A 21,440-nucleotide genomic window follows, 5' to 3' on the forward strand; every position below is an offset into this window, starting at 1 on the left:
GCTTCAGAACTTGTCGAGCACCGCGCCCGAGCTCGCGCTCGAGGCGTTGAACGCGAACTTGGCCTGCACGCCGCGCGTGTAGCGCGGGGCCGGCGGCGTCCAGCCTTCGCGGCGCTTGGCGAGTTCGGCTTCGGGCACGTTGAGTTCGAGCTTCAGTTCGTGCGCGTCGATGGTGATCGAGTCGCCTTCGTTCACGAACGCGATGGTGCCGCCCGCCGCCGCTTCGGGCGCAACGTGGCCGACCACCATGCCCCAGGTGCCGCCCGAGAAGCGGCCGTCGGTGATGAGGCCGACGCTTTCGCCCAGGCCCGCGCCGATCAGCGCGCCCGTGGGGGCCAGCATTTCCGGCATGCCCGGGCCGCCCTTGGGGCCGAGGTAGCGCAGCACCATCACGTCGCCGGCGACGATCTTGCCGGCCAGGATGGCCTGCAGCGCCGACTGCTCGTCGTCGAACACGCGCGCCGGGCCGGTGATGACCGGGTTCTTCAGGCCGGTGATCTTGGCGACTGCGCCTTCGGGCGACAGGTTGCCCTTCAGGATGGCCAGGTGGCCTTCTTCGTACATCGGGTTGTCGATCGGGCGGATCACGTCCTGGTCGGCGCGCGGCACGTCGGGCACGTCCTTGAGCACTTCGGCGATGGTCTGGCCGCTGATGGTGATGCAGTCGCCGTGCAGCAGGCCGGCCTTGAGCAGCACCTTCATGACCTGCGGAATGCCGCCGGCCTGGTGCAGGTCGACCGCGAGGTACTTGCCCGAGGGCTTCAGGTCGCAGATCACAGGGACCTTCTTGCGCATGCGCTCGAAGTCGTCGATGGACCACTCCACGCCAGCGGCGTGAGCGATGGCCAGGAAGTGCAGCACCGCGTTGGTCGAGCCGCCGGTGGCCATGATGACCGCCACCGCGTTCTCGATGGCCTTCTTGGTCACGATGTCGCGCGGCTTCAGGTCTTTCTTGATCGCCTCGATCAGCACCTTGGCCGATTCCTTGGCCGAGTTGGCCTTCTCGTCGTGCGGGTTCGCCATGGTCGACGAGTAGGGCAGCGAGATGCCCAGCGCCTCGAACGCGCTCGACATCGTGTTGGCCGTGTACATGCCGCCGCACGAGCCGGTGCCGGGAATGGCGCGCTTTTCGATCTCGTGCAGGTCTTCGTCGCTCATGTTGCCCGCGGCGTTCTGGCCCACGGCCTCGAACACGCTGACGATGTTCAGGTCCTGGCCCTTGTAGCGGCCCGGCAGGATGGTGCCGCCGTAGACGTAGATGGCGGGCACGTTGGCGCGCAGCATGCCCATGAGGCCGCCGGGCATGTTCTTGTCGCAGCCGCCGACCACCAGCACGCCGTCCATCCACTGGCCGCCGACGCAGGTCTCGATGCAGTCGGAGATGACCTCGCGGCTCACCAGCGAGTACTTCATGCCTTCGGTGCCCATCGCCATGCCGTCGGAGATGGTGGGGGTGCCGAACACCTGCGCGTTGCCGCCGGCTTCCTCGATGCCCGCGATGGCCGCGTCGGCCAGCTTCTGCAGGCCCGAGTTGCAGGGCGTGATGGTGCTGTGGCCGTTGGCGACGCCGACCATCGGCTTCTTGAAGTCGCCTTCCTCGTAGCCCATGGCGTAGAACATCGAGCGGTTGGGGGCGCGGCTCTTGCCTTCGGTGATGTTCGCGCTGCGGCGGTTGATCTGGATGGTCTTGGTGTCCATGGTGTCTCTTCTGTCGTGGGGAGATCGTGAGGGGAGCGCCAAGTATCGGACTTCTGATTGATTGGTTCCAATCCAATTTGAAGCTTGGATTGATATGCTTGGCATATGAATGAAGCCCTCATCGACCTGCGCGCCTGGCGCCAGTTCGTGGCTGTGGCCGAAGAGCTGCACTTCGGTCGCGCCGCCCAGCGCCTGCACATGACGCAGCCGCCGGTCACGCAGGCCATTGCCCAGCTCGAGAAAACGCTGGGCGTGGTGCTGTTCGACCGCACACGCCGCCGCGTGGCGCTCACGCCGGCCGGCGAGGCGCTGCTGCCCGACGTGCGCGAGCTGCTGGCGCGCGCCCAGGCGCTGCCGGCACGGGCGCGCGCGGCGGCGGCGGGGCAGGTGGGGCGCGTGCGCATCGCCTTCGTTTCGACGGTCGGTTTCGAACAGCTGCCGGCCTGGGTGCGCGAGTTCCGCGTGCTGTGTCCGGAGGTGGCGCTGGAGCTGGTCGAGGCCACCGGCGACGTGCAGCTCGAGGCCTTCGCGCGCGGCGAGATCGACGCCGGCCTGATGTTGCATTCGCCGGGCGCCGCGCCGCCGGGGTTGGCCTGCCTGCCCGTCGAGGTGGAGCCGCTGGTGCTCGCGCTGCCCGCCCAGCACCGGCTGGCCGAGGCGCGGCCCGTGCCGCTGGCCGAGGTGCTGGACGAGCCGCTGGTGATCTTTCCGCGCCGCATCGTGCCCTCGCTGCACGACGCGATCTTCGACCTGTACCACGCGGCCGGGCGGACGCCCCAGGTGGCGCAGGAGGCGATCCAGATGCAGACCATCGTCAACCTCGTGTCGGGCGGTATCGGCGCGGCCTGGGTGCCGCACAGCGTGATGCAGTTCCGGCGCGCGGGCGTGGTCTACCGGCAGGTCCACGAGTTCAAGGGCGTGGGGCGCCGCCGCGTGACCTTGCCGGTGTGCGAGACCAGCCTCGTGTGGCCCGCGCAGGCCGCGCACCCGGCGCTGGCGCGCTTCGTGGCCTTCGTGCGCGAGCGGGCCGGGCGCGTGCCGGCGTAAGGCTCAGGCGCTGCGCGCCGCCCGGCCAACGGGCGAGGGCGCATCGAGCGAGGCCGCCAGCAGCGCGTCGAGCCATCCCGCGAAGGCCTGCACCCGCCGCGACAGATTGCGCCGGTGCGGGTAGACGAGGTGCACCGGCAGCGGCTCGGCGCGTGCGTCGGGCAGCACTTCCACCAGTTCGCCGGCCGCGAGGTGCTCGCGCACGTCGTAGGCCGGGATCTGGATCAGCCCCAACCCCGCCAGCGCGCAGGCGATGTAGGTCTCGGCGTTGTTCGCCGCCACCTGGCTGCGCAGGCGCAGTACCTGGGTCTCGCCGTCGCGCACTTGCCACTCCCACGGCGCGGCCCGGCCGCTGGTCGGCGAGGCGTAGTTGACCGCCACGTGCTGCGGCAGGTCGGCCGGCGTGCGCGGCGTGCCGTGGCGCGCGAGGTAGGCGGGGCTGGCGCAGTTGATGAGCGTGAAATGCCCCAGCGGCCGGGCCACGAGGCTGCTGCTGGCGAGCGGGCCGACGCGCAGGGCGCAGTCCACGCCTTCGAGCACGAGGTCGACCGCGCGGTCGCTGGAACCGAGTTCCAGTTCGACCGCCGGGTGGCGTGCAAAGAAGTCGGGCAGCGCCGGCGCGATCAGCAGGCGCGCGATGCGGCTGGGCACGTCGACCTTGAGCCGGCCGCTCACGCTGCTGTGCGCGGGCTGGAACTGCTGTTCCATGTCTTCCATGTCGGCCACCAGCGCACGGGCCCGCTCGAGCAGCACCTCCCCGTCGGGCGTGAGGCCGACGCGGCGCGTGGTGCGGTGCAGCAGGCGCGAACCCAGGCGCGCCTCGAGCTGCTGGATGGCGGTCGAGATGGTGGCGCGCGGCAGCGCCAGCCGGTCGGCGGCGCGCGTGAAGCTGCCGGTTTCGGCCACGCGCAGGAAGACCTGGAGGAGTTCGATGCGGTCCATGGCGGCGGGGCTGATTGTTCTTGGTTTTCAGAACAGTCTAGCCTTGAATGAATGATTTATCCGCAACTTGGCGATCAATAGACTGGCGGCTCGTCACACATCCCGTCCCGGGTCTTTCACTCACTCAAAGGAATCCTTCCATGTCCGCACGCACGCTCACGAACAAGGTCGCCGTCATTGCCGGCGGCGGCAAGAACCTCGGTGCCCTCATCGCCCACCAGCTGGTGGACGGCGGCGCCCGCGGCATCGCCATCCACTACAACAGCGACGGTTCGCGCGCCGAGGCAGAGCAGACCGCCGCCGCGCTGAAGGCCAAGGGCGCCGACACGCTGCTGGTGCAGGGCGACCTCGCGGTGGTCGAGAACAACGTGAAGCTGTTCGACCAGGCCGTGAAGCACTTCGGCCAGGTCGACCTGGCGATCAACACGGCGGGCGTGGTGATCAAGAAGCCGATCCTGGACATCACCGAAGCCGACTACGACAAGAGCTTCGACGCCAATGCCAAGGCGGCTTTCTTCTTCATCCAGCAGGCCGGCCGCACGCTGGCCGACGGCGGCAGCATCGTGACGCTGGTGAGCTCGCTGCTGGCGGCCTACACGCCGTTCTATGCGATCTACCCGGCGGCGAAGGCGGCGGTGGAGCACTACACGCGCGCGGCCTCCAAGGAGTTCGGCGACCGCGGCATCTCGGTGAATGCCATCGGCCCGGGCCCGATGGACACGCCGTTCTTCTACGGCCAGGAAAGCCCCGAGGCCGTGGCGTACCACAGCAGCGCCGCCGCGCTGAGCAAGTACTCGAAGAAGGGCCTGACCGACATCGAGGACATCGCACCCATCGTCCGCTTCCTGGTCACCGAGGGCTGGTGGATCACGGGCCAGACCATCTTCGCCAACGGTGGCTACACCACGCGCTGACCCGTCGATATCCGGCAAGATGCGCCCAGGAGGACAACGCAAATGCACACGGTCATGGTGATGGGGGGCGGCTTCGCGCTGCTGGTGGTGTTTCTTCTGGCCGGCCGCTTCATGGGCGACGGCTCGTCGATGGCGCTGGCCGCGGCGGCCAAATGGTTCATTCCGGCGTGGTTCGTCGGCGCGGGCATCAACATGGCCGTGGGCGTGCTCAAGGCCGGGTATTCGGTGGCCGAGGAGCTGCCGATCTTCCTGTTCGTCTTCGCAGTGCCGGCCCTGGTGGCGGGGTTGCTGTGGTGGAAGTTCGGGCGCTGACATTGCCCTGAATGCCCCCGCGGCCGCGGCGTCATTGCGCCACGGCACAATCGTCGGATGCTCATGTATCCGCAGATCAATCCCATCGCCTTGCAGCTGGGGCCGGTGGCCATCCACTGGTACGGCCTGACCTACCTGGCGGCCTTCGCGCTGTTTTACTTTCTGGGCACGCGCCGCCTGCACCACGAGCCGTTCCGCTCGCTGGCCACGGCCGGCGTGTGGCAACGCAAGGACATCGAGGACATCCTGTTCCTGGGCGTCATGGGCGTGATCGTCGGTGGCCGGCTCGGCTACTGCCTGTTCTACAAGCCCGAGTACTACCTCACGCACCCGCTCGAGATTCTTTATGTTTGGCAGGGCGGCATGAGCTTTCATGGCGGCCTGCTCGGCGTGATCGGCGCCATGGTGTGGTTCTCGCGCTCGCGTGCGCGGCCGTTCTGGCAGGTGATGGACTTCGTCGCGCCCTGCGTGCCGACCGGCCTGGCCGCGGGCCGCGTGGGCAACTTCATCAACGGCGAGCTGTGGGGCCGCTTCAGCAGCCCCGAGCTGCCCTGGGGCATGGTGTTCCCGCAAAGCGGCTCGATGCTGCCGCGCCACCCGTCGCAGGTCTACCAGTTCCTGCTCGAAGGCCTGCTGCTGTTCGTCGTGATGTGGCTCTATGCGCGCAAGGAGCGCAAGCAGGGGCAGGTGGCCGCGGTGTTCCTCATCGGCTATGGCGTGCTGCGCTTCGTGGCCGAGTACTTCCGGGAGCCCGACGATTTCCTGGGCCTGCGCGCACTCAGCCTGAGCCAGGGCCAGTGGCTCAGCGTGCCGATGGTGATCGCCGGCATCGCGCTGTGGTTCTGGTTCGGCCGCGCCGGCAAGACGGGCAGCACCGCGCGCGCCTGACCTCTCCACACCCCGCACAACGCGGCGCGGCACCTTCGGGTGGGCGCCGCTTTTTTTCGTCGGTCTCAGGGTAATTCCGGGCCGCAAGGGCAGGGCGCGGCCCTTGCATTGCGTTAACCATGCACTCACAATTATGCGTAATTACAGGAAATTACGCGAAACGCCCACCGACTTTCCGAGTCCTTCACGCATGCGCCTGGTCCCCAATTCCCTCCACGACGAAGTCGCCGCCACGCTGCGCGAGCAGATCTTCGACGGCACGCTGTCGCCCGGCAGCTTCGTGGACGAGGTGGCCCTGTGCGAGCGGCTGTCGATCTCGCGCACGCCGCTGCGCGAGGCGCTGAAGGTACTCACCGCCGAAGGCCTGCTGCGCCACGAGCCGCGCCGCGGTTGCTTCGTGAACGAGGTGACCGAGCGCGACCTGGACGAAATCTTTCCGGTGATCGCGCTGCTCGAAGGGCGCTGCGCCTACGAGGCCGCGCGCAACGCCAGCGACGCCGAGCTGAACGAGCTCGACGCGCTGCACGAGCGCCTGGTGCGCCACGCCAAGGCGCGGCGCATCAACGACTACTACGCCACCAACCACATCATTCACGAGGCGATCATCAAGCTCGCCGACAACAAGTGGCTGGCGCAGGTGATCGGCGACCTGCGCAAGATCCTGAAGCTGGCGCGGCTGCAGCAGCTGCACGCGCCGGGGCGGCTCGACCAGAGCCTGTCGGAGCACCTGGCCGTGTTCGCCGCGCTCAAGGCGCGCGACAGCGAAGGCGCCGACGCCGCCATGCGCACCCACATGACGCGCCAGCGCGAAGCATTGCGCGAAGTCATGCAACAGCAGAAATCCCGGGTGATGCCGTGACACGCATCAGCACCGACACAGTCAACGGCACAGGAGCAGATCGATGAGTGCGACCGAGTGGTTCCAGGCGCGCCTGCGCATGGGCGAATCGTCCAAGGTTCCCGTGGCGAGCAACGGCGCCACGAAAGGCCCGGCCCGTCACACGCCCAAGCCCAGCGCCCGCACCACCGCCGAGCGGCTGCAGGCCACGCTGCGCAAGGCCGACGAGGCGCTGTCGCCGCGCACGCTGCGCCGCGTGCTGGCCGAGCTGCAGGCGGTGATCGATCCGCGCGTGAGCGAGGTCGAGGGCGGCCGCCGCGCCCATGCCATCGCGCAGGCCTACGCCGGCGCTTCGCCCGAAGAGCGCCGCGACTACTGGGCGCTCATGAGCGAGCATTTCGCCGCCGACGCGGGCAAGCTCAAGAGCGCGCGCGATCAGCACCAGAGCGCCGTCGGCACGCCCGACGAAGGGCAGGCCGAGCTGCGCCTGCGCCGCGCGCTGGTGTCGCCGCGCATGCGGCTGCTGCAGCGCTTCGCGGTCGAGCCCGGCGGCATGCGCTTTTTGGTCGACCTGCGCGCCGACCTGCTGCCGTGCCTGAAGTCCGACAAGCGCCTGCTCGCGCTCGAGGCCGAGCTGGAGCACCTGTTTTCCACCTGGTTCGACGTGGCTTTTCTCGAGCTGCGCCGCATCGACTGGAACTCGCCGGCCTCGCTGATCGAGAAGCTCATCCGCTACGAGGCGGTGCACGACATCAAGAGCTGGTCCGACGTGAAGAACCGGCTCGACGACAGCGACCGCCGCTGCTACGGCTTCTTCCATCCGCGCCTGCCGAACGAGCCGCTCATCTTCGTCGAGGTGGCGCTGGTCGACCGCATCAGCGAAGGCATCATGCCGCTGCTCGACGAGGCCGCCGTGCCGGTGCAGCCGGCCAAGGCCACCACGGCGATCTTCTATTCGATCAGCAACACGCAGACCGGCCTGCGCGGCGTGAGCTTCGGCGACTCGCTCATCAAGCGCGTGGTCGAGACCCTGCAGGACGAGCTGCCGCGCCTGAAGACCTTTGCCACGCTGTCGCCCATTCCGGGCCTGCGCGCGTGGCTCGCCAAGAACGCCGCCGAGCTGCTGCCGCGCCTGGACGAGAAGCGCGAAGCCGAACTCGGCCGCCTCGTCGGCTCGGTGCCGCCCACGGCCGAGCGCCTGCTGGCCGCGGTCGACGCGGCCGCAGAACTCGACGCGAAATCGCCGCTGCGCCAGTGGCTGCTGCAGGCCACCGCCGAATACCTGGGCCGCACGCTGGTCGACGGCACGCCGGCCGACCCGGTCGCGCGCTTCCACCTAGGCAATGGCGCGCGCGTCGAGCGGCTCAACTGGGCCGGCGACCCGTCGGCCAAGGGGCTCAAGCAGTCGTACGGCCTCATGGTCAACTACCTGTACGACCTCAAGCGCCTGGACCGGCATCGCACCTGGCTGGCCGAAGGCAAGATCGCGGTTTCGGGAGACATCGAAGGCCTGTTCCTCAAAAAAGGCTGAGTCCGTTCGCTTCGCCGCGGCAGCGCTGCGGCCCGCACCTTGACCGCCGGAGGGCGGCAACATCTACAACGACGACGACAGGAGACGAGACAGATGACGCAACAGAGTTTTCAACGACGCGATGTGCTGCGCGTCGCCGCAGCAGCCGGGGCCGTGGCCCTGTGCGGTGGCGCACGTGCCCAGGGCTGGCCGACCAAGCCCGTGACCATGGTGGTGCCGTTCCCGGCCGGCGGAGGCACCGACGCCTTCGCGCGTCCGCTGTCGGCCCAGTTCTCCCGCGCGGCGGGCCAGACGCTGGTCATCGACAACCGCGGCGGCGCCGGCGGCACCGTGGGCGCGAGCATCGCGGCCAAGCTGCCGGCCGACGGCTACTCGCTCTTCATGGGCGCCGTGCACCACGCGATCGCGCCGTCGATCTACCCCAAGCTCGACTACGACCTTGAAAAAGACTTCGTGCCCCTGATGCTGCTGGCCAACGTGCCGCAGGTGGTGGTGGTCAACCCGAAGCGGGTGCAGGCCGCGACCATCCAGGAGCTCATTGCCACTGCCAAGCGCAACCCCGGCAAGCTCAACTACGGCTCGGCCGGCTCGGGCACCTCGCACCACCTGGCGGGCGAGTTGTTCAAGCTGCAGACCGGCACCTTCATCACGCACATTCCGTACCGCGGCGCGGGCCCGGCGCTGTCCGACCTGATCGCGGGCAACGTCGACCTGATGTTCGACGGCCTGGGTTCTTCCGCGCAGCACATCAAGGGCGGCCGCATCAAGGCGCTCATGGTGGCCGGTGCCAAGCGCAACCCCGCGTTCCCCGACGTGCCCTGCGCCGCCGAGGTCGGGCTGCCCGACTACACCGTCACCACCTGGTACGGCCTGTGGGCGCCCAAGGGCACGCCGGCCGAAGCGCAGACGCAGATCATCGACACGATGAAGAAGGCGCTGGGCACCGACGAGCTGAAGGCCATCTGGGCCCAGAACGGCTCCGAGATCCCGAACGTCACGAACGCCGCCTACGGCCGCTTCGTCAACGCCGAGATCAAGCGATGGGCGACCGTCGTGAAGGCCTCGGGCGCCAAGCTCGAATGACCGAGCGGCAGGTCTCGCTGCGCCGCGAAGGCGCCGTGGCGCTCGTCACGCTGTCGAACCCGGGGCGTCTCAATGCGATGACGCGCGCCATGTGGCGCGCGCTGCGCGCGGTGTTCGACGACCTGCACGGCGACACCGCGCTGCGCTGCGTCGTCGTGCGCGGGGAGGGCGGTGCCTTCTGCGCGGGCGGCGACATCTCCGAGTACCCCTCGTTCCGCTTCGAGGAAGCGAGCCTGCGCGAATTCCACGAGAACGAAGTCTGGGCCGCGCTGCAGGCGATGCTCGACTGCCCGCTGCCGCTGGTGGCCCAGATCGAAGGCGTCTGCATGGGCGCCGGCGTCGAGATCGCGAGTTGCTGCGACATCCGCCTGGCCGGCGCGTCGGCGAAGTTCGGCGCACCCATCGCGAAGCTGGGCTTCCCCATGGCGCCGCGCGAAGCCGCGCTGGTGCATGGCGCCATCGGCGACGTGCTCGCGCGTGACATGCTGCTGGCCGCCGGCGTGCATGGCGCGCAGCGGCTGTACGACGCCGGTTTTCTCCTGCATGTGCTGCCCGACGCCGAGGTGCCGGCCGCCGCGCAGGCCCATGCGGCGCGCATTGCCGCGCTGTCGCCGCAGGCCGCGCGCCTGCATAAGGCCACCTTCACCGCACTCAAGAGCGGCGGCGCGGCTGCACAGCAGCTGCTGGCCACCGCGTATGACTATGCCGACAGCGCCGAGCACCGCGAAGGCATCGATGCCTTCCTGGCCAAGCGCCCTCCGAATTTCCGACCTTCCTGAGCCTGCCGTTTGATGATGACGAAGATGATGAAGACGAAGTCCTCCCCCAACGCCAACCTGTTCGCCGCCTTGCGCGCCGCCTTTCCCGCCGACCTCGACGCCATCGCGGTCGAGACCGAGAACGGCCTGCATTACTCGTGGCGCGACCTCGACCGCGCCAGCGCGATGATCGCCAACCTGCTCGACGGCCTCAAGCTCGAGAAGGGTGCGCGCGTCGCCGTGCAGGTCGAGAAATCGGTCGAAGCCATGCTGCTGTACCTCGCGACCCTGCGCGCGGGCTACGTGTTCCTGCCGCTCAACACGGCCTACCAGAGCGCCGAGATCGAGTACTTCATCGGCAACGCCGAGCCCGCCGTGGTCGTGTGCACCGGCCGCAACGCGGCCTGGGTGCGCCCCATCGCCGAGGCGGCCGGCACGCGCCACGTGTTCACGCTGGACGACGACCGCACCGGCACGCTGCTCGACGCGGCGGCGCGCTGCAGCGACCGGCATGCCGTCGCGCTCAAGAAGCCCGACGACCTCGCCGCCATCCTGTACACCAGCGGCACCACCGGCCGCAGCAAGGGCGCGATGCTCACGCACCGCAACCTGCTGTCGAACGCCGAAGTGCTCAAGGACTACTGGGGCTGGACGAAGGGCGACGTGCTGATCCACGCGCTGCCGATCTTCCACGTGCACGGCCTGTTCGTGGCGTTGCACGGCGCGCTGCTCAACGGCAGCAAGATCCTGTGGTTCTCGAAGTTCGACCCCAAGCGCATCGTCGCCAAGCTGCCCGAGGCCACCGTGTTCATGGGTGTGCCCACGCTCTACGTGCGCCTGCTGGCCGAGCCGGGCCTCACGCGCGAGGCGGTGCGCACCATGCGCCTGTTCGTCGCGGGCTCGGCGCCGCTGCTCATCGAGACCTTCGACGAATGGCGCGAGCGCACCGGCCACACCATCCTGGAACGCTACGGCATGAGCGAGACCGCCATGCTCACGTCCAACCCGTATGACGCCGCCAAGGGCGAGCGCCGCGGCGGCACCGTCGGCTTCGCGCTGCCCGGCGTGCAGCTGCGCGTGCGCGACGACGAGGGCAAGGATTTGCCGGTCGATGAGATCGGCGGCATCCAGGTGAAGGGCCCCAACGTGTTCGCCGGCTACTGGCGCATGCCTGAGAAGACGAAGGAAGAGTTCACCTCCGACGGCTTCTTCAAGACCGGTGACGTGGGCAAGATCGATGCGCGCGGCTACATCACCATCGTCGGGCGCAGCAAGGACCTGATCATCAGCGGCGGCTACAACGTCTACCCGGCCGAGATCGAGGGCTACATCAACGAGATGGCCGGCGTGGCCGAAAGCGCCGTCATCGGCGTGCCGCACCCCGACTTCGGCGAAGTGGGCGTGGCCATCGTGATCCCCAAGGGCGGCGCCACGATCGACGCCGACGCCATCGTGGCCGAGCTCAAGGCCAAGCTGGCGAACTTCAAGATCCCCAAGCGCTGCTTCGTCGTGCCGGAGCTGCCGCGCAACACGATGGGCAAGGTGCAGAAGGCGCTGCTGCGGGCGGAGCACAAGGGGCTGTTCGCCGCCTGAGCCCCGCCGCGCGCCCAGGCTTCAGGCGGCGGGCGCGAGCCCGTTCATCAGCCCGCTGCGCGCGTGGCAGTTGATGTACTCGTAGCTTTGCTCGTCGGCCTTCAGCACCGACACCTCGTGGTACAGGCGCAGGCGCAGCTCGAAGTTCAGCGCCTGCACATAGCGCATGAAGCTGCCGAAGATCGCGACGTGCGTCGGGTGCGACTCGGCCCAGCGCTCCATGTCGGCCAGCGAGCGCCAGTAGCTCAGACCGAAGGATTTCTGCAGCGGTGCACCGTGTGCGTCGAGGTGGTGCATGAAGCGGTTGCTGTAGCAGCCGATGGGCAGGCCCTGGTCGCGCAGGAAGTCCATGCCTTCGCGCAGCACCGGGGCCATGTCTTCCAGGTAGCGCTGGCGTTCCTGGCCGGTGGTCTCGGTCCATTCCTGGCCCGAACGGATCATCGCGAGGTGCGTGTGGCCCGCGATGCGCACGCGCTGGCCTGACGCAGGCGTGCCGGCGATCACCGCGCGCGTGCCCGAAGGCGCGAGCGCGTCGGCCTGCGCGAGCGGGAGTCGATCGCGCATCGACCCCCAGTAGCCGTGCTCCTGCAGTTCGCCGCTCACACCGCCCATCACCACGCCGATGCCCTCGAGGCGGTCGGGCGTGCTGAACAGGGTCTCGAAGTGCGCAGCACGCGGGGTGGCGATTTCGCGGAAGTAGCCGAGGCCTTCATGCAAGCGCTCGTCGGCGTTCCACCAGGCCTCGATGGCGGGCGTGGCACACCAGCGCGCGAACGCCGCTGCATCGCGCCAGTAGGCGATCGCGATCAGGTTGTCGTACCCGTCGGCGTCGACGCAATGGGCCAGGTCGTGGTGGCCGGGCCCGTCGGGCAGGGCGAAGTCGCGGGCGATCTTCAGGAGCGCGGCGCAGGCCCGACCCTGCATCGCCGGACCGCGCGACTGCACGCCGAAGTAGCCCATCACGACCTGGGTCGTCGCCGCGGGCGCGCGCGCCGACCAGCCGGGGTAGGGCGGGGTGTGGTCGTCTGCCACGCGGCGCTCGCGGGTGCGCGGGCAGCGCAGGTGCTCGGGAATGGCCGATTCCATGGTGCGGCTCCGTGGTCGGCTCAGGCCACGACCGGCTCGGGCACGCTGCCCTCGGGCTCCGGCGTGAGCTGCACCACCACGGGCGTGCGCCGCGTCTTGTTCAGCAGCAGCTGCGTGACGTCGGGCCGCGAATAGTGACCGCTCGGGTCGGCCGCCGCCTTGGCGAGCGCGATCATGCCCAGGTCGATGTCGGCGATCACCAGGCCTTCGGCGTCCTCGGCCAGCGGCGTGCCCAGCGGCGAACCGTCCGGGCCGTAGATGCGCGCATGCCCGCCGCCGACGCCCAGCATCTGCCGCTTGCCGTCGTCGGTGCACATCAGCTCGCTCATGGCCTTCGACACCGTGGCGCAGGGCGCGATGACGAAGCAGCCGCCCTCGACTGCATACACCTGGCTCGCGGCGTTGTTGACCTCATGGCCCAGCGCGTAGGCCGCGCCGCGGTAGAGCGAAAAGCTCGGCCATGCGCCGCAGTGGATCTGCTCGTTCTGCGCGTACATCGCGTACTTGCTCAGCGGCTGCAGGTGTTCCCAGCAGCACAGCGAGCCGATGTTGCCCAGCGGCGTCTGGACCACGTGCAGGTCGGCGCCGTCGCCTTCGCCGAACACGGTGCGTTCCACGTGCGTGGGCTTGAGCTTGCGACGCGTCTGCACGGTGCGGCCCTGGTCGTCGATCAGTGCCTGCGCGATGTACAGGCTGCCCGCCGCTTTCTCGCTGTAGCCGAGCGAGAGCCAGATCTTGTGCTGGCGCGCCGCCGCCTGCAGGCGTTCGAACTCGGGCGAGCCGATGACCAGCGAGTTGTCGTGATAGCGCTGCACGAACTGCATGCCCCACGCCGGCGAATCGAGCCAGACCCACCACGGGTAGCCCGGCACCCAGGTCTCGGGAAAGGCGATGAGCTGCACGCCCTGTTTCGCGGCCTGCGCCATGAGGTCGACGGTCTTGTCGATGGTGGCGTCGAGGTCGAGGAAAACAGGCGCGGCCTGCACGGCGGCGACGCGGAGCTGGGGGTGGACGGTGGTCGGCATGGGGTGTTCTCCAGGGGGCAATGAACGTAACGAAATCCCCACTGTGCGCACCGGGTTTGCGCGGTGGCATGCGGGTTGCATGAAGCGTAAATTCGCGCCGCCGGAACGCCTTGACCCGGATTGGCGGCGTTCTTGTTCCAGCGTTGCATGTGCCTTGCGAAGGCCTTCCGAGGACCCCGATGACCCCCTTGCTCAGCACCGATGCCGTCCCGCGCGACCAGCGGCTCGCGTACTGGACCGACATGATCTGCAACGTCTACGTGCAGCTCGAATGCGACGCGGTGCGCACCGGCGACGGCGGCGACTTCGAGGGCAGCATCCGCCAGCACGCACTGCCCGGCCTCGGCATGTCGGTCGTGACCTCGCGGGCGCAGAAGGTGATGCGCACGCCGGGCCACATCGCGGCGTCGAGCGACGACTGTTTTCTCGTGAGCATCCAGGCGCGCGGGCAGGGCGTGGTGCGCCAGGACGGGCGCGACGCCGTGCTCGGCGCCGGCGACTTCGCGCTGTACGACAGCACGCGGCCTTACCAGCTGCTGTTCGACCAGCCCTTCGAGCAGATCGTGCTCAAGCTGCCCGGCGAGCGGCTGCGCAGCGAACTGCGCGACACCGAAGCGCTCACGGCCACCACGGTGTCAGGGCGCGAGGGCGCGGGGCACCTGCTGCTGGGCATGATCCGCACGCTGCGCGAGGACTTCGACGCGCTGCAGCCGGCCTCGGCGCTGGCGGTGGCCCATGGCGTGCAGAACATCCTGGTGGCCGGCCTGCAGACGCTGCCCGCGGCGCACGCACCGGCGCTCAGCAAGCTCACGGCGTACCACCTCGCGCGCGTGAAGCAGCGCATCGACGAGCAGCTGGCCGATCCGACGCTGTCGGTGGGCACGCTGGCGGCGCAGCTGGGCATGTCGGTGAGCCACATCCACCGCGTGTTCAAGAGCGAGCCGCTGACGCCCTCGCAGTACATCTGGGAGCGCCGGCTCGACGCATGCAGCCGCGACCTGCTGGAGCCGCGCCTGGCAGGGCGGCCCGTGGGAGAGATCGCGTACGGGAGGGGGTTCAACGACGCGGCGCATTTCAGCCGCGCGTTTCGCGAGCGCTTCGGGTGTTCGCCGCGCGAATGGCGGCGGCAGCGCTCGCCGCAGTGACCGCGGCCACGGCGCATCGGCCGTCGCCGGGGCGGTCGGGTCTTCTTACTGGACCAGCAGCACCGAGATGTCGGTCTCGGCCACGACCTTGGTCGCGACCGAACCCATCAGTGCGCGGCCCAGGATGCCGTGGCCGTGCGTGCCCAGCACGATCAGCTCGGCCTTCGATTCGGTGGCCGACTTGAGGATTTCCTCGGCCGCGTGGCCGTGGCGCGCATCGGCAGTGAAGTTGGCCACGCCTTTCTCGGCGAACCAGGCCTTCACCGGGTCGAGCACCTTGGCGTTTTCCTCGGCGTAGTACTCGGTGACGATTTCCTTGCTCAGGTGGCGTGCCACGTGGCCGGAGATGCCGGTGCAGACATTGACCACCACCAGCTCATGGCCGTCCACGAACATGGCGCGGTTGGCGAGCAGATAGTTGAGGGCCTTTTGCGTGTAGGCGCTGCCGTCGACTGCAATGAGGATTTTCATGGCTTTCCTTCTACGACTGTGAACAAGTGCCGCATAGGATGGCACAGGAAAGCCAGCGAGTGTTTGATATGCCTCAGCCCCGCAGGCCCTTCCAGAGCATGTAGGCGGCCAGCAGGTACAGGATGCTCGCGAACACGCGCTTGAGCTTCTTCACCGGCAGGCTGTGCGCGGCCTTGGCGCCCAACGGCGCGGTGAACACGCTGCAGGCCGCGATCACCACGAGCGCGGGCAGCCAGATGTAGCCGAAGGCGCCGGCCGGCAGGCCCTGCACCGACTGGCCGCTGAGCACATAGCCCAGCACGTTGGCCACCGCAATCGGAAAGCCCAGCGCCGCGCTGGTCGCCACCGCGTTGTGGATCGCCACGTTGCACCAGGTCATGAACGGCACGCTGATGAAGCCGCCGCCCGCGCCCACCAGGCCCGAGATGAAGCCGATGATGCCGCCCGCTGCGAGCTGGCCCCCGGTGCCCGGCATCTGGCGCGTGGGCTTGGGTTTCTTGTCGAGGAACATCTGCGTGGCCGAGAAGCCCACGAACAGTGCGAAGAAGATGGCCAGCGCCGTGCCCTTGAGCAGCGCGAACACGCCCAGGCTGCCCGCGAGGCTGCCGATGACGATGCCGGGGGCCAGGCGCTGCACGATGTCCCAGCGCACCGCGCCGCGCTTGTGGTGCGCGCGCACGCTGGACACCGACGTGAAGATGATCGTCGCCATCGAGGTCGCGATCGCCATCTTCACCGCCAGGTCGGCCGGCACGCCGCGCTGGCCCATGATGATCGTGATGAACGGCACCATCAGCATGCCGCCGCCGATGCCCAGGAGGCCGGCGAGGAAACCGGTGCCCAGGCCGAGCGCGGCGAGTTCGGCGATCAGGAGCGGGTCGAGCAGGGCAGCGAGGTTCACGGGAGGATGGGGAAAGAACGAGCGGCTGAAAAAGCAACGGCCCCGTGCGGTGAAGCAGGGGGCCGTGGCGGGAAAAGGTGTCTGCAGATGGTGTGCCGGACCCGCATCCTGAACCAGGGTTCAGGTGGGCGAGGGCAGCCGGACTTCGGGTTCATCTGACGCGAGATGATCACGCCCGTCAAGCGATGTACCAAGCCCGGCTCCGGAGAGCATTGGAACAAGGAAATATTAAGCCCGACACGTCTGCAGACAAAACGGATTTTACGCCCCGGATGTGCCGGGCCGCGTGCCCTCAGAGCAAATGTCCATCGCCCGCCAGGGCCTGATCGAGTCTCTGAATGAGCTGGGCCGCCTTCGGGTCGGTGTCGGTGGCGGTTTCTTCCGTGCTGCTGGCCGCGACGGGGGCCGGTGCGGCGGCAGCAGCGGCCTGCTGGGCCGCGAGATCGAAAGCCAGGTTCAGCGAGGCGAGCACGGCGATGCGGTCGCGGGCCTTCACCTTGCCCGCGTCGCGGATCTTGCACATGGCCGCGTCCACGCGGTCGACGGCCTCGCGCAGTTGCGCTTCGCCGCCGTCGGGACAGCCGAGCAAATAGCTCTGGCCCATGATCTGTACTTCAATCTGCTTCATGCGTGATGGGAATCTTCGGAAGGGGGTTCGGCCGGCAGCCGTTCGAGCAGGGCATCGAGGCGGGTGCGGGCCGCGGCGAGCCGCGACTTCAGGCCGTCGCGTTCACGCGTGAGCGCATCGACCTGTTCCTGCAGCAGCGCGTTGGTGCGCTGCACCTCTTCGTGACGCACGAGCAGGCGTTCCACACGCTCGGCGATCTGGTCGATGGGGCTGGAGGCGGGCATGGTTGGCGATTGTAGTTTCCCGGGAATTCGGAACATCCGGCGCACCGCGCGGGGCGCGCACCGGACGTGGCCGAGATTCTGGGGCCTGCGCCGCCTGCGATCAAACCCGGTGTGGCGTGCCCGCCCCGTGGGCCTAAAATCTCGCCCGTTGGTGCTCGCGGCGTGGTTCGCACGGCGCAGTTCAACGGGAAGCAGGAGTGGACGCCCCCCGGGGCCGAAGCCGCCTGCGCTGCCCCCGCAACGGTCAAGCAGACGACGCCGCAACGCGTCACCCCTTTCCATCCAGCCACTGGGCGCCCTGAAACAGGTGCCTGGGAAGGCGGCAAAGGGTCGATCTGCCAGCCCGGATACCGGCCAACAAGGCGGCTGCCGCATCGGCAGCCATGACGCCCATGGCGCCGGCGGGGAAGCCGGCCAGGGCATAGAAGTTCGTTCGGTTCACCCCATGATTTCCTGTGTTTCCCTCTCCAGCGGCCGCGCCAGCGTGCGCCGCAACCGTCCCGCGTGCCTGCCGCTGACGCTCGCCCTGGCTTCGGCCTTCGGCGGTCTGGCGCTGGTGCCGCTGGCCGCGCAGGCGCAAGCCGCCGCAGCAGCATCTGCCACGCTCGACGAGACCGTCGTCACCGCCAACCGCACGCCGCAGGCGCTGTCGGACCTGGTGGGCGATGTCTCCATCGTCGACCGCAAGACCATCGAGCGCAGCGGCGCGACCGGCGTGGCCGACGTGCTGGCGCGCCTGCCCGGCATGGAGATCTCGCGCAGCGGCGGCGTGGGCAACGCCACCAGCGTGTTCATCCGCGGCGCCGAATCGCGCTTCACCGCGGTCTACCTCGATGGCGTGCGCATCGATTCGCAATCGACCGGCGGCGCCGGCTGGGAAGGCATTCCGCTCGCGCAGATCGACCGCATCGAAGTGCTGCGCGGCCCGGCCGCCGCGGTGTACGGCTCGGACGCCGTGGGCGGCGTGATCCAGCTCTTCACCAAGCGCGGCGAGGAGGGCGTGTCGCCCTACGCCGGCATCGGCTTCGGCAGCCACGGCCTGCGCCGGATCGAAGGCGGCGTGAGCGGCAAGTCGGGCCTGCTCGACTACTCGTTCGGCGTGGCGCATGAAGAAAGCAAGGGCTTCAACATCCAGCCGATCGCCAAGCGCACGCCCTCGAAGGACGGCTTCACCAACCCCGACCGCGACGGCTACCGCAGCACCTCGGGCAACCTGAAGCTGGGTTTCCAGATCGCGCCCGACCAGCGCATCGACGCCACTTTGCTCACCAGCAACACCGCGGCCGCCTACGACCCGTCGGTGAGCTTTCGCACCAAGCCGCCGATCACCTTCCGCAACGACGTGTCGACCAACGAGCTGCGCACCGCCGGCCTGACCTGGTCGGCCAAGTGGAACGACATCTACAGCACCCGCCTGCAGGTGACCGATTCGCAAACGGTCTACAAGACCCAGCCCTCGTTCTATCGCACCGAAACCCGCCTGCGCGGCTACCTGTTCCAGAACGAATTCCGCTTCGGCGCGCACCTGGTGACCGCCACGCTCGAGCGCCGCGAAGACGCGCTCGAAAACGCGCCGACCACCTCGGCCAAGCTGTTCTCGCGCGACCGCTCGCAGAACGCCGCCGCACTGGGCTACGGCTACGTGAAGGGCCCGCATTCGCTGCAGCTGCACGTGCGCCATGACGACGACAGCGAGTTCGGTGGCAAGACCACCGGCAGCGCCGCCTACGGCTACGCCATCACGCCGAGCCTGCGCGCCACCGTGTCGGCCGGCACCGCGTTCCGCGCGCCCACGCTGTACCAGCGCTTCAGCGAATACGGCCTGGCGAGCCTGCAACCCGAATCGAGCCGCAACGTCGAGCTGGGCCTGCAGTACACGGCCGGCGCCACGCAGGCCGGCATCGTGCTGTACCGCAACCGGGTGCAGAACCTGATCGTGTTCGACGGCAGCGCCAAGGGCTGCCAGTCGTCGTTCGGCTGCTACGCCAGCACGGCGCGTGCGCGCTACCAGGGCGTGACGCTCACGGGCGGCCACCGCATCGGCGACGTCACGCTGCGCGCCTCGCTCGACTACCAGGACCCGCGCGACCTCGCCACCGACCACCTGCTGGCACGCCGCGCCCGGGCCCACGGCACGCTGGGCGCCGACTGGCGCATCGCCGGCTGGACGCTGGGCGCCGAGCTCCAAAGCTCGGGCAAGCGCTACGACGACGCGGCCAACACCGTCAAGCTGGGCGGCTACACGCTGCTGAACCTGTCGGCCAGCAAGCAGATCATGCGCGACCTGAACCTGGTGGCGCGCGTGGACAATGTGGGCGACAAGGACTACCAGTTCGCACGGCTCTACGCCACCGGGGGCCGCACCGCGTACGTCGGACTCAAGTGGACTCCGCAGTAAACACCCGTCGCTCCTCGCCCGGCGCAGCCGTCACCTGCGCCGCGGTGCTCGTGGCCGCGCCGGCCTCGGGGCAGGGCAAGACCACGGTCGCGGCCGCGCTGGCGCGGCTGCACGTGCGCCAGGGCCGCCGCGTGCGGGCCTTCAAGTGCGGTCCCGACTTCCTCGATCCGCACTGGCTCGCGCTGGCCACCGGCGCGCCGGTGCATTCGCTCGACCTGTGGATGACCGGCGAAGCCGACTGCCGCGCGCGCCTGCATGCCGCCGCGAGCGAGGCCGACCTGGTGATCGTCGAAGGCGTGATGGGCCTGTTCGACGGCACGCCCAGCGCGGCCGAGCTGGCCGAGCGCCTGGGCCTGCCGGTGCTGGCCGTGATCGACGCGCAAGCCATGACCGGCACTTTCGGCGCGCTGGCCTACGGCCTGCAGAACTTCCGCCCGGGCCTGCCCTGGGCCGGCGTGCTCGCCAACCGCGTGGCCGGCGAGCGCCATGCCGACATGCTGAAAGACGCCTTGCGCGAGCCCGGCGACTGGCTCGGCGCCTTGCCGCGCAGCGCCGATTTCGCGCTGCCCGAACGCCACCTGGGGCTGGTCGGCGCGGCCGAACTCGGCGACGCAATGGTGCGGCTCGATGCCGCGGCCGACGTGCTCGCCGCCACGCCGCTGGGGCAGCGCGCGCCCGGGCAGCTGCCGCAGGTACGCTTCGAGCCCGCGCCGACGGCGCCCGTCGCGCCGCTGCTGGCCGGGCGCACCATCGCCATCGCGCGCGACACGGCGTTCTCGTTCATCTACCCGGCCAACCTCGAGGTGCTCGAGGCCCTCGGTGCGCGGCTCGCGTTCTTCTCGCCGCTGGCCGACGAACCGCTGCCGCCCTGCGACGCCGCATGGCTGCCCGGCGGCTACCCCGAGCTGCATGCGGCCGTGCTGTCGGCCAGCGACCGGTTGCGACTCTCGCTCGCCAACCACGTCACGGCCGGCAAGCCGATCTGGGCCGAATGCGGCGGCATGATGGCGCTGTTCGACGAACTCGCCACGCGCGACGACGCCGAGCCGACCGACGTGCACCGCCTCTGGGGCGTGCTGCCGGGGCGGGCCGTCATGCAGAAGCGGCTGGCCGGCTTGGGCCCGCAGCAGCTCGACCTGGGCGTGCACGCCCTGCGCGGCCACACCTTCCACTACTCGCGCTGCGAGACGCCGCTCGCGCCCGTCGCGCGCACTGTCGGCACGCGCGGCGGCGAGGCGCTGTACGTGCACGGCCCCGTGCGCGCGAGCTACTTCCATGCGTGGTTCGCGTCCAGCCCGGAAGCGACCGCGCGGCTCTTCAGCGCCATGCCCCTCGAACTCGACAGCCACGCCGCACAGGCGCCCCCCGATGCCCCTCACTGAGCACGAATTCATCCTCGGCGGCCAGAAAAGCGGCAAGTCGCGCCGCGCCGAACAGCGCGCGGCCGACTGGCTGGCCCAGGCGCCCGCATCGCGCCGCGCGGTGCTGATCGCCACCGCGCAGGCCCACGACGACGAGATGCGCGAGCGCATCGCGCGCCACCAGGTCGACCGCGCCGAGCGCGTGCCCGGTCTGCAGACCCTCGAGGAGCCGATCGAGCTGGGGCGCGCCATCGTCACGCAGAGCGCGCCCGACACGCTCGTGGTGGTCGACTGCCTCACGCTGTGGCTCACCAACCTGCTGATGCCGCTGCGCACCGAAGGCGCCGCCGTGGTCACACGCACGCCCTCGGCGCACGCCACGCTGCTGCTCATCGCGCTGCGCGAGGCGCGCGGGCCGGTGGTGCTGGTCGGCAACGAAATCGGCCTGGGCGTGATCCCGCTCGGCCGCGAGACCCGTGCCTTCGTCGATGTGCTCGGCCGGCTGAACCAGGACGTGGCGGCCGCCTGCCACCGCGCGACGCTGATGGTCGCCGGCCTGCCGCTGACGCTGAAGGCGCCCGGCGCATGAGCTTCGAT

Annotated in this window: 21 protein-coding genes and 1 riboswitch; of the genes, 13 read left to right on the plus strand and 8 right to left on the minus strand. The window is 69.4% G+C overall.

What is annotated here, in order from left to right; translation table 11 throughout:
• Positions 1 to 3 precede the first annotated feature (3 nt).
• Positions 4 to 1,698: a dihydroxy-acid dehydratase gene (ilvD, locus tag AC1RL8_RS00850; RefSeq protein WP_062482642.1), complete on the minus strand. Its 1,695-nt coding sequence runs from the start codon at positions 1,696 to 1,698 to the stop codon at positions 4 to 6.
• 105 nt (positions 1,699 to 1,803) lie between these two features.
• Between ilvD and AC1RL8_RS00855 the strand changes: the two genes are divergently transcribed.
• Entirely contained in the window at positions 1,804 to 2,745 is a 942-nt protein-coding gene (locus AC1RL8_RS00855) for a LysR family transcriptional regulator (protein WP_139703735.1), read from the plus strand.
• Between the two features lie 3 nt (positions 2,746 to 2,748).
• On the opposite strand, the gene AC1RL8_RS00860 is transcribed toward AC1RL8_RS00855, so the two are convergent.
• The gene (locus AC1RL8_RS00860; RefSeq protein ID WP_492685537.1) at positions 2,749 to 3,687 is read right to left on the minus strand and encodes a LysR family transcriptional regulator; all 939 of its coding nucleotides are present in this window, start codon (positions 3,685 to 3,687) and stop codon (positions 2,749 to 2,751) included.
• A 140-nt stretch (positions 3,688 to 3,827) separates the two neighbouring features.
• On the opposite strand from AC1RL8_RS00860, the gene AC1RL8_RS00865 reads away from it, so the two are divergent.
• The 8 genes from AC1RL8_RS00865 to AC1RL8_RS00900 all read left to right on the plus strand — a co-directional run bounded on the left by AC1RL8_RS00865 (position 3,828) and on the right by AC1RL8_RS00900 (position 11,604).
• Positions 3,828 to 4,601, plus strand: coding sequence for an SDR family oxidoreductase (locus AC1RL8_RS00865; protein WP_070060483.1), 774 nt, complete (start codon positions 3,828 to 3,830; stop codon positions 4,599 to 4,601).
• Between the two features lie 42 nt (positions 4,602 to 4,643).
• Positions 4,644 to 4,913: a hypothetical protein gene (locus AC1RL8_RS00870; RefSeq protein WP_390344242.1), complete on the plus strand. Its 270-nt coding sequence runs from the start codon at positions 4,644 to 4,646 to the stop codon at positions 4,911 to 4,913.
• A 57-nt stretch (positions 4,914 to 4,970) separates the two neighbouring features.
• Positions 4,971 to 5,801, plus strand: coding sequence for a prolipoprotein diacylglyceryl transferase (lgt, locus tag AC1RL8_RS00875; RefSeq protein ID WP_492685538.1), 831 nt, complete (start codon positions 4,971 to 4,973; stop codon positions 5,799 to 5,801).
• A gap of 190 nt (positions 5,802 to 5,991) precedes the next feature.
• A complete protein-coding gene (locus AC1RL8_RS00880; protein ID WP_062480546.1) occupies positions 5,992 to 6,660 on the plus strand; it encodes a GntR family transcriptional regulator in 669 nt (222 codons plus the stop codon).
• Between the two features lie 43 nt (positions 6,661 to 6,703).
• Positions 6,704 to 8,170: a malonyl-CoA decarboxylase gene (locus AC1RL8_RS00885; protein ID WP_492685539.1), complete on the plus strand. Its 1,467-nt coding sequence runs from the start codon at positions 6,704 to 6,706 to the stop codon at positions 8,168 to 8,170.
• Positions 8,171 to 8,263: 93 nt separating this feature from the next.
• Positions 8,264 to 9,253 carry a Bug family tripartite tricarboxylate transporter substrate binding protein gene (locus tag AC1RL8_RS00890; protein ID WP_062480542.1) on the plus strand — a complete coding sequence of 330 codons (990 nt, stop codon included), beginning with the start codon at positions 8,264 to 8,266 and terminating at the stop codon, positions 9,251 to 9,253.
• Positions 9,250 to 10,032: an enoyl-CoA hydratase/isomerase family protein gene (locus AC1RL8_RS00895; protein ID WP_492685540.1), complete on the plus strand. Its 783-nt coding sequence runs from the start codon at positions 9,250 to 9,252 to the stop codon at positions 10,030 to 10,032. The genes AC1RL8_RS00890 and AC1RL8_RS00895 overlap by 4 nt, the downstream gene beginning before the upstream one ends.
• Before the next feature lie 27 nt (positions 10,033 to 10,059).
• Positions 10,060 to 11,604, plus strand: a complete 1,545-nt coding sequence (locus AC1RL8_RS00900; protein ID WP_492685541.1) for a malonate--CoA ligase — start codon at positions 10,060 to 10,062, stop codon at positions 11,602 to 11,604.
• Positions 11,605 to 11,625: 21 nt separating this feature from the next.
• On the opposite strand, the gene AC1RL8_RS00905 is transcribed toward AC1RL8_RS00900, so the two are convergent.
• Together AC1RL8_RS00905 and AC1RL8_RS00910 are read right to left on the minus strand one after the other, a co-directional pair.
• Complete coding sequence (locus AC1RL8_RS00905) at positions 11,626 to 12,690, minus strand: phenylacetaldoxime dehydratase family protein (RefSeq protein WP_492685542.1); 1,065 nt, start codon at positions 12,688 to 12,690, stop codon at positions 11,626 to 11,628.
• Positions 12,691 to 12,710: 20 nt separating this feature from the next.
• The gene (locus AC1RL8_RS00910; RefSeq protein ID WP_492685543.1) at positions 12,711 to 13,715 is read right to left on the minus strand and encodes a carbon-nitrogen hydrolase family protein; all 1,005 of its coding nucleotides are present in this window, start codon (positions 13,713 to 13,715) and stop codon (positions 12,711 to 12,713) included.
• A gap of 179 nt (positions 13,716 to 13,894) precedes the next feature.
• On the opposite strand from AC1RL8_RS00910, the gene AC1RL8_RS00915 reads away from it, so the two are divergent.
• Entirely contained in the window at positions 13,895 to 14,860 is a 966-nt protein-coding gene (locus tag AC1RL8_RS00915; protein WP_492685544.1) for an AraC-like ligand-binding domain-containing protein, read from the plus strand.
• A gap of 45 nt (positions 14,861 to 14,905) precedes the next feature.
• Here the strand turns inward: AC1RL8_RS00915 and AC1RL8_RS00920 are convergent, their stop codons facing one another.
• From AC1RL8_RS00920 to AC1RL8_RS00935, 4 genes are all read right to left on the minus strand, one after another.
• On the minus strand, positions 14,906 to 15,331 hold the full coding sequence (locus AC1RL8_RS00920; protein ID WP_062480532.1) for a universal stress protein: 426 nt from the start codon (positions 15,329 to 15,331) through the stop codon (positions 14,906 to 14,908).
• A 73-nt stretch (positions 15,332 to 15,404) separates the two neighbouring features.
• Positions 15,405 to 16,232, minus strand: coding sequence for a sulfite exporter TauE/SafE family protein (locus AC1RL8_RS00925; protein WP_070060491.1), 828 nt, complete (start codon positions 16,230 to 16,232; stop codon positions 15,405 to 15,407).
• A 292-nt stretch (positions 16,233 to 16,524) separates the two neighbouring features.
• Complete coding sequence (locus AC1RL8_RS00930; RefSeq protein WP_062480529.1) at positions 16,525 to 16,860, minus strand: cell division protein ZapA; 336 nt, start codon at positions 16,858 to 16,860, stop codon at positions 16,525 to 16,527.
• A complete protein-coding gene (locus AC1RL8_RS00935) occupies positions 16,857 to 17,084 on the minus strand; it encodes a hypothetical protein (protein ID WP_056581479.1) in 228 nt (75 codons plus the stop codon). Before AC1RL8_RS00935 ends, AC1RL8_RS00930 begins: the two co-directional genes overlap by 4 nt.
• Before the next feature lie 133 nt (positions 17,085 to 17,217).
• Positions 17,218 to 17,457: riboswitch (cobalamin riboswitch) on the plus strand.
• Positions 17,458 to 17,529: 72 nt separating this feature from the next.
• Between AC1RL8_RS00935 and AC1RL8_RS00940 the strand changes: the two genes are divergently transcribed.
• Genes AC1RL8_RS00940 through AC1RL8_RS00950 form a run of 3 tightly spaced genes read left to right on the plus strand, consistent with a single transcriptional unit; the run spans position 17,530 to position 21,432 of the window.
• Positions 17,530 to 19,482: a TonB-dependent receptor domain-containing protein gene (locus AC1RL8_RS00940; RefSeq protein ID WP_492685545.1), complete on the plus strand. Its 1,953-nt coding sequence runs from the start codon at positions 17,530 to 17,532 to the stop codon at positions 19,480 to 19,482.
• Positions 19,467 to 20,864: a cobyrinic acid a,c-diamide synthase CobB gene (locus tag AC1RL8_RS00945; protein WP_492685546.1), complete on the plus strand. Its 1,398-nt coding sequence runs from the start codon at positions 19,467 to 19,469 to the stop codon at positions 20,862 to 20,864. The genes AC1RL8_RS00940 and AC1RL8_RS00945 overlap by 16 nt, the downstream gene beginning before the upstream one ends.
• A complete protein-coding gene (locus AC1RL8_RS00950; RefSeq protein ID WP_492685547.1) occupies positions 20,851 to 21,432 on the plus strand; it encodes a bifunctional adenosylcobinamide kinase/adenosylcobinamide-phosphate guanylyltransferase in 582 nt (193 codons plus the stop codon). Before AC1RL8_RS00945 ends, AC1RL8_RS00950 begins: the two co-directional genes overlap by 14 nt.
• The last annotated feature ends 8 nt before the right edge of the window (positions 21,433 to 21,440 follow it).

The sequence above is a fragment of the Variovorax sp. GW822-FHT04E09 genome (genome assembly GCF_058800845.1).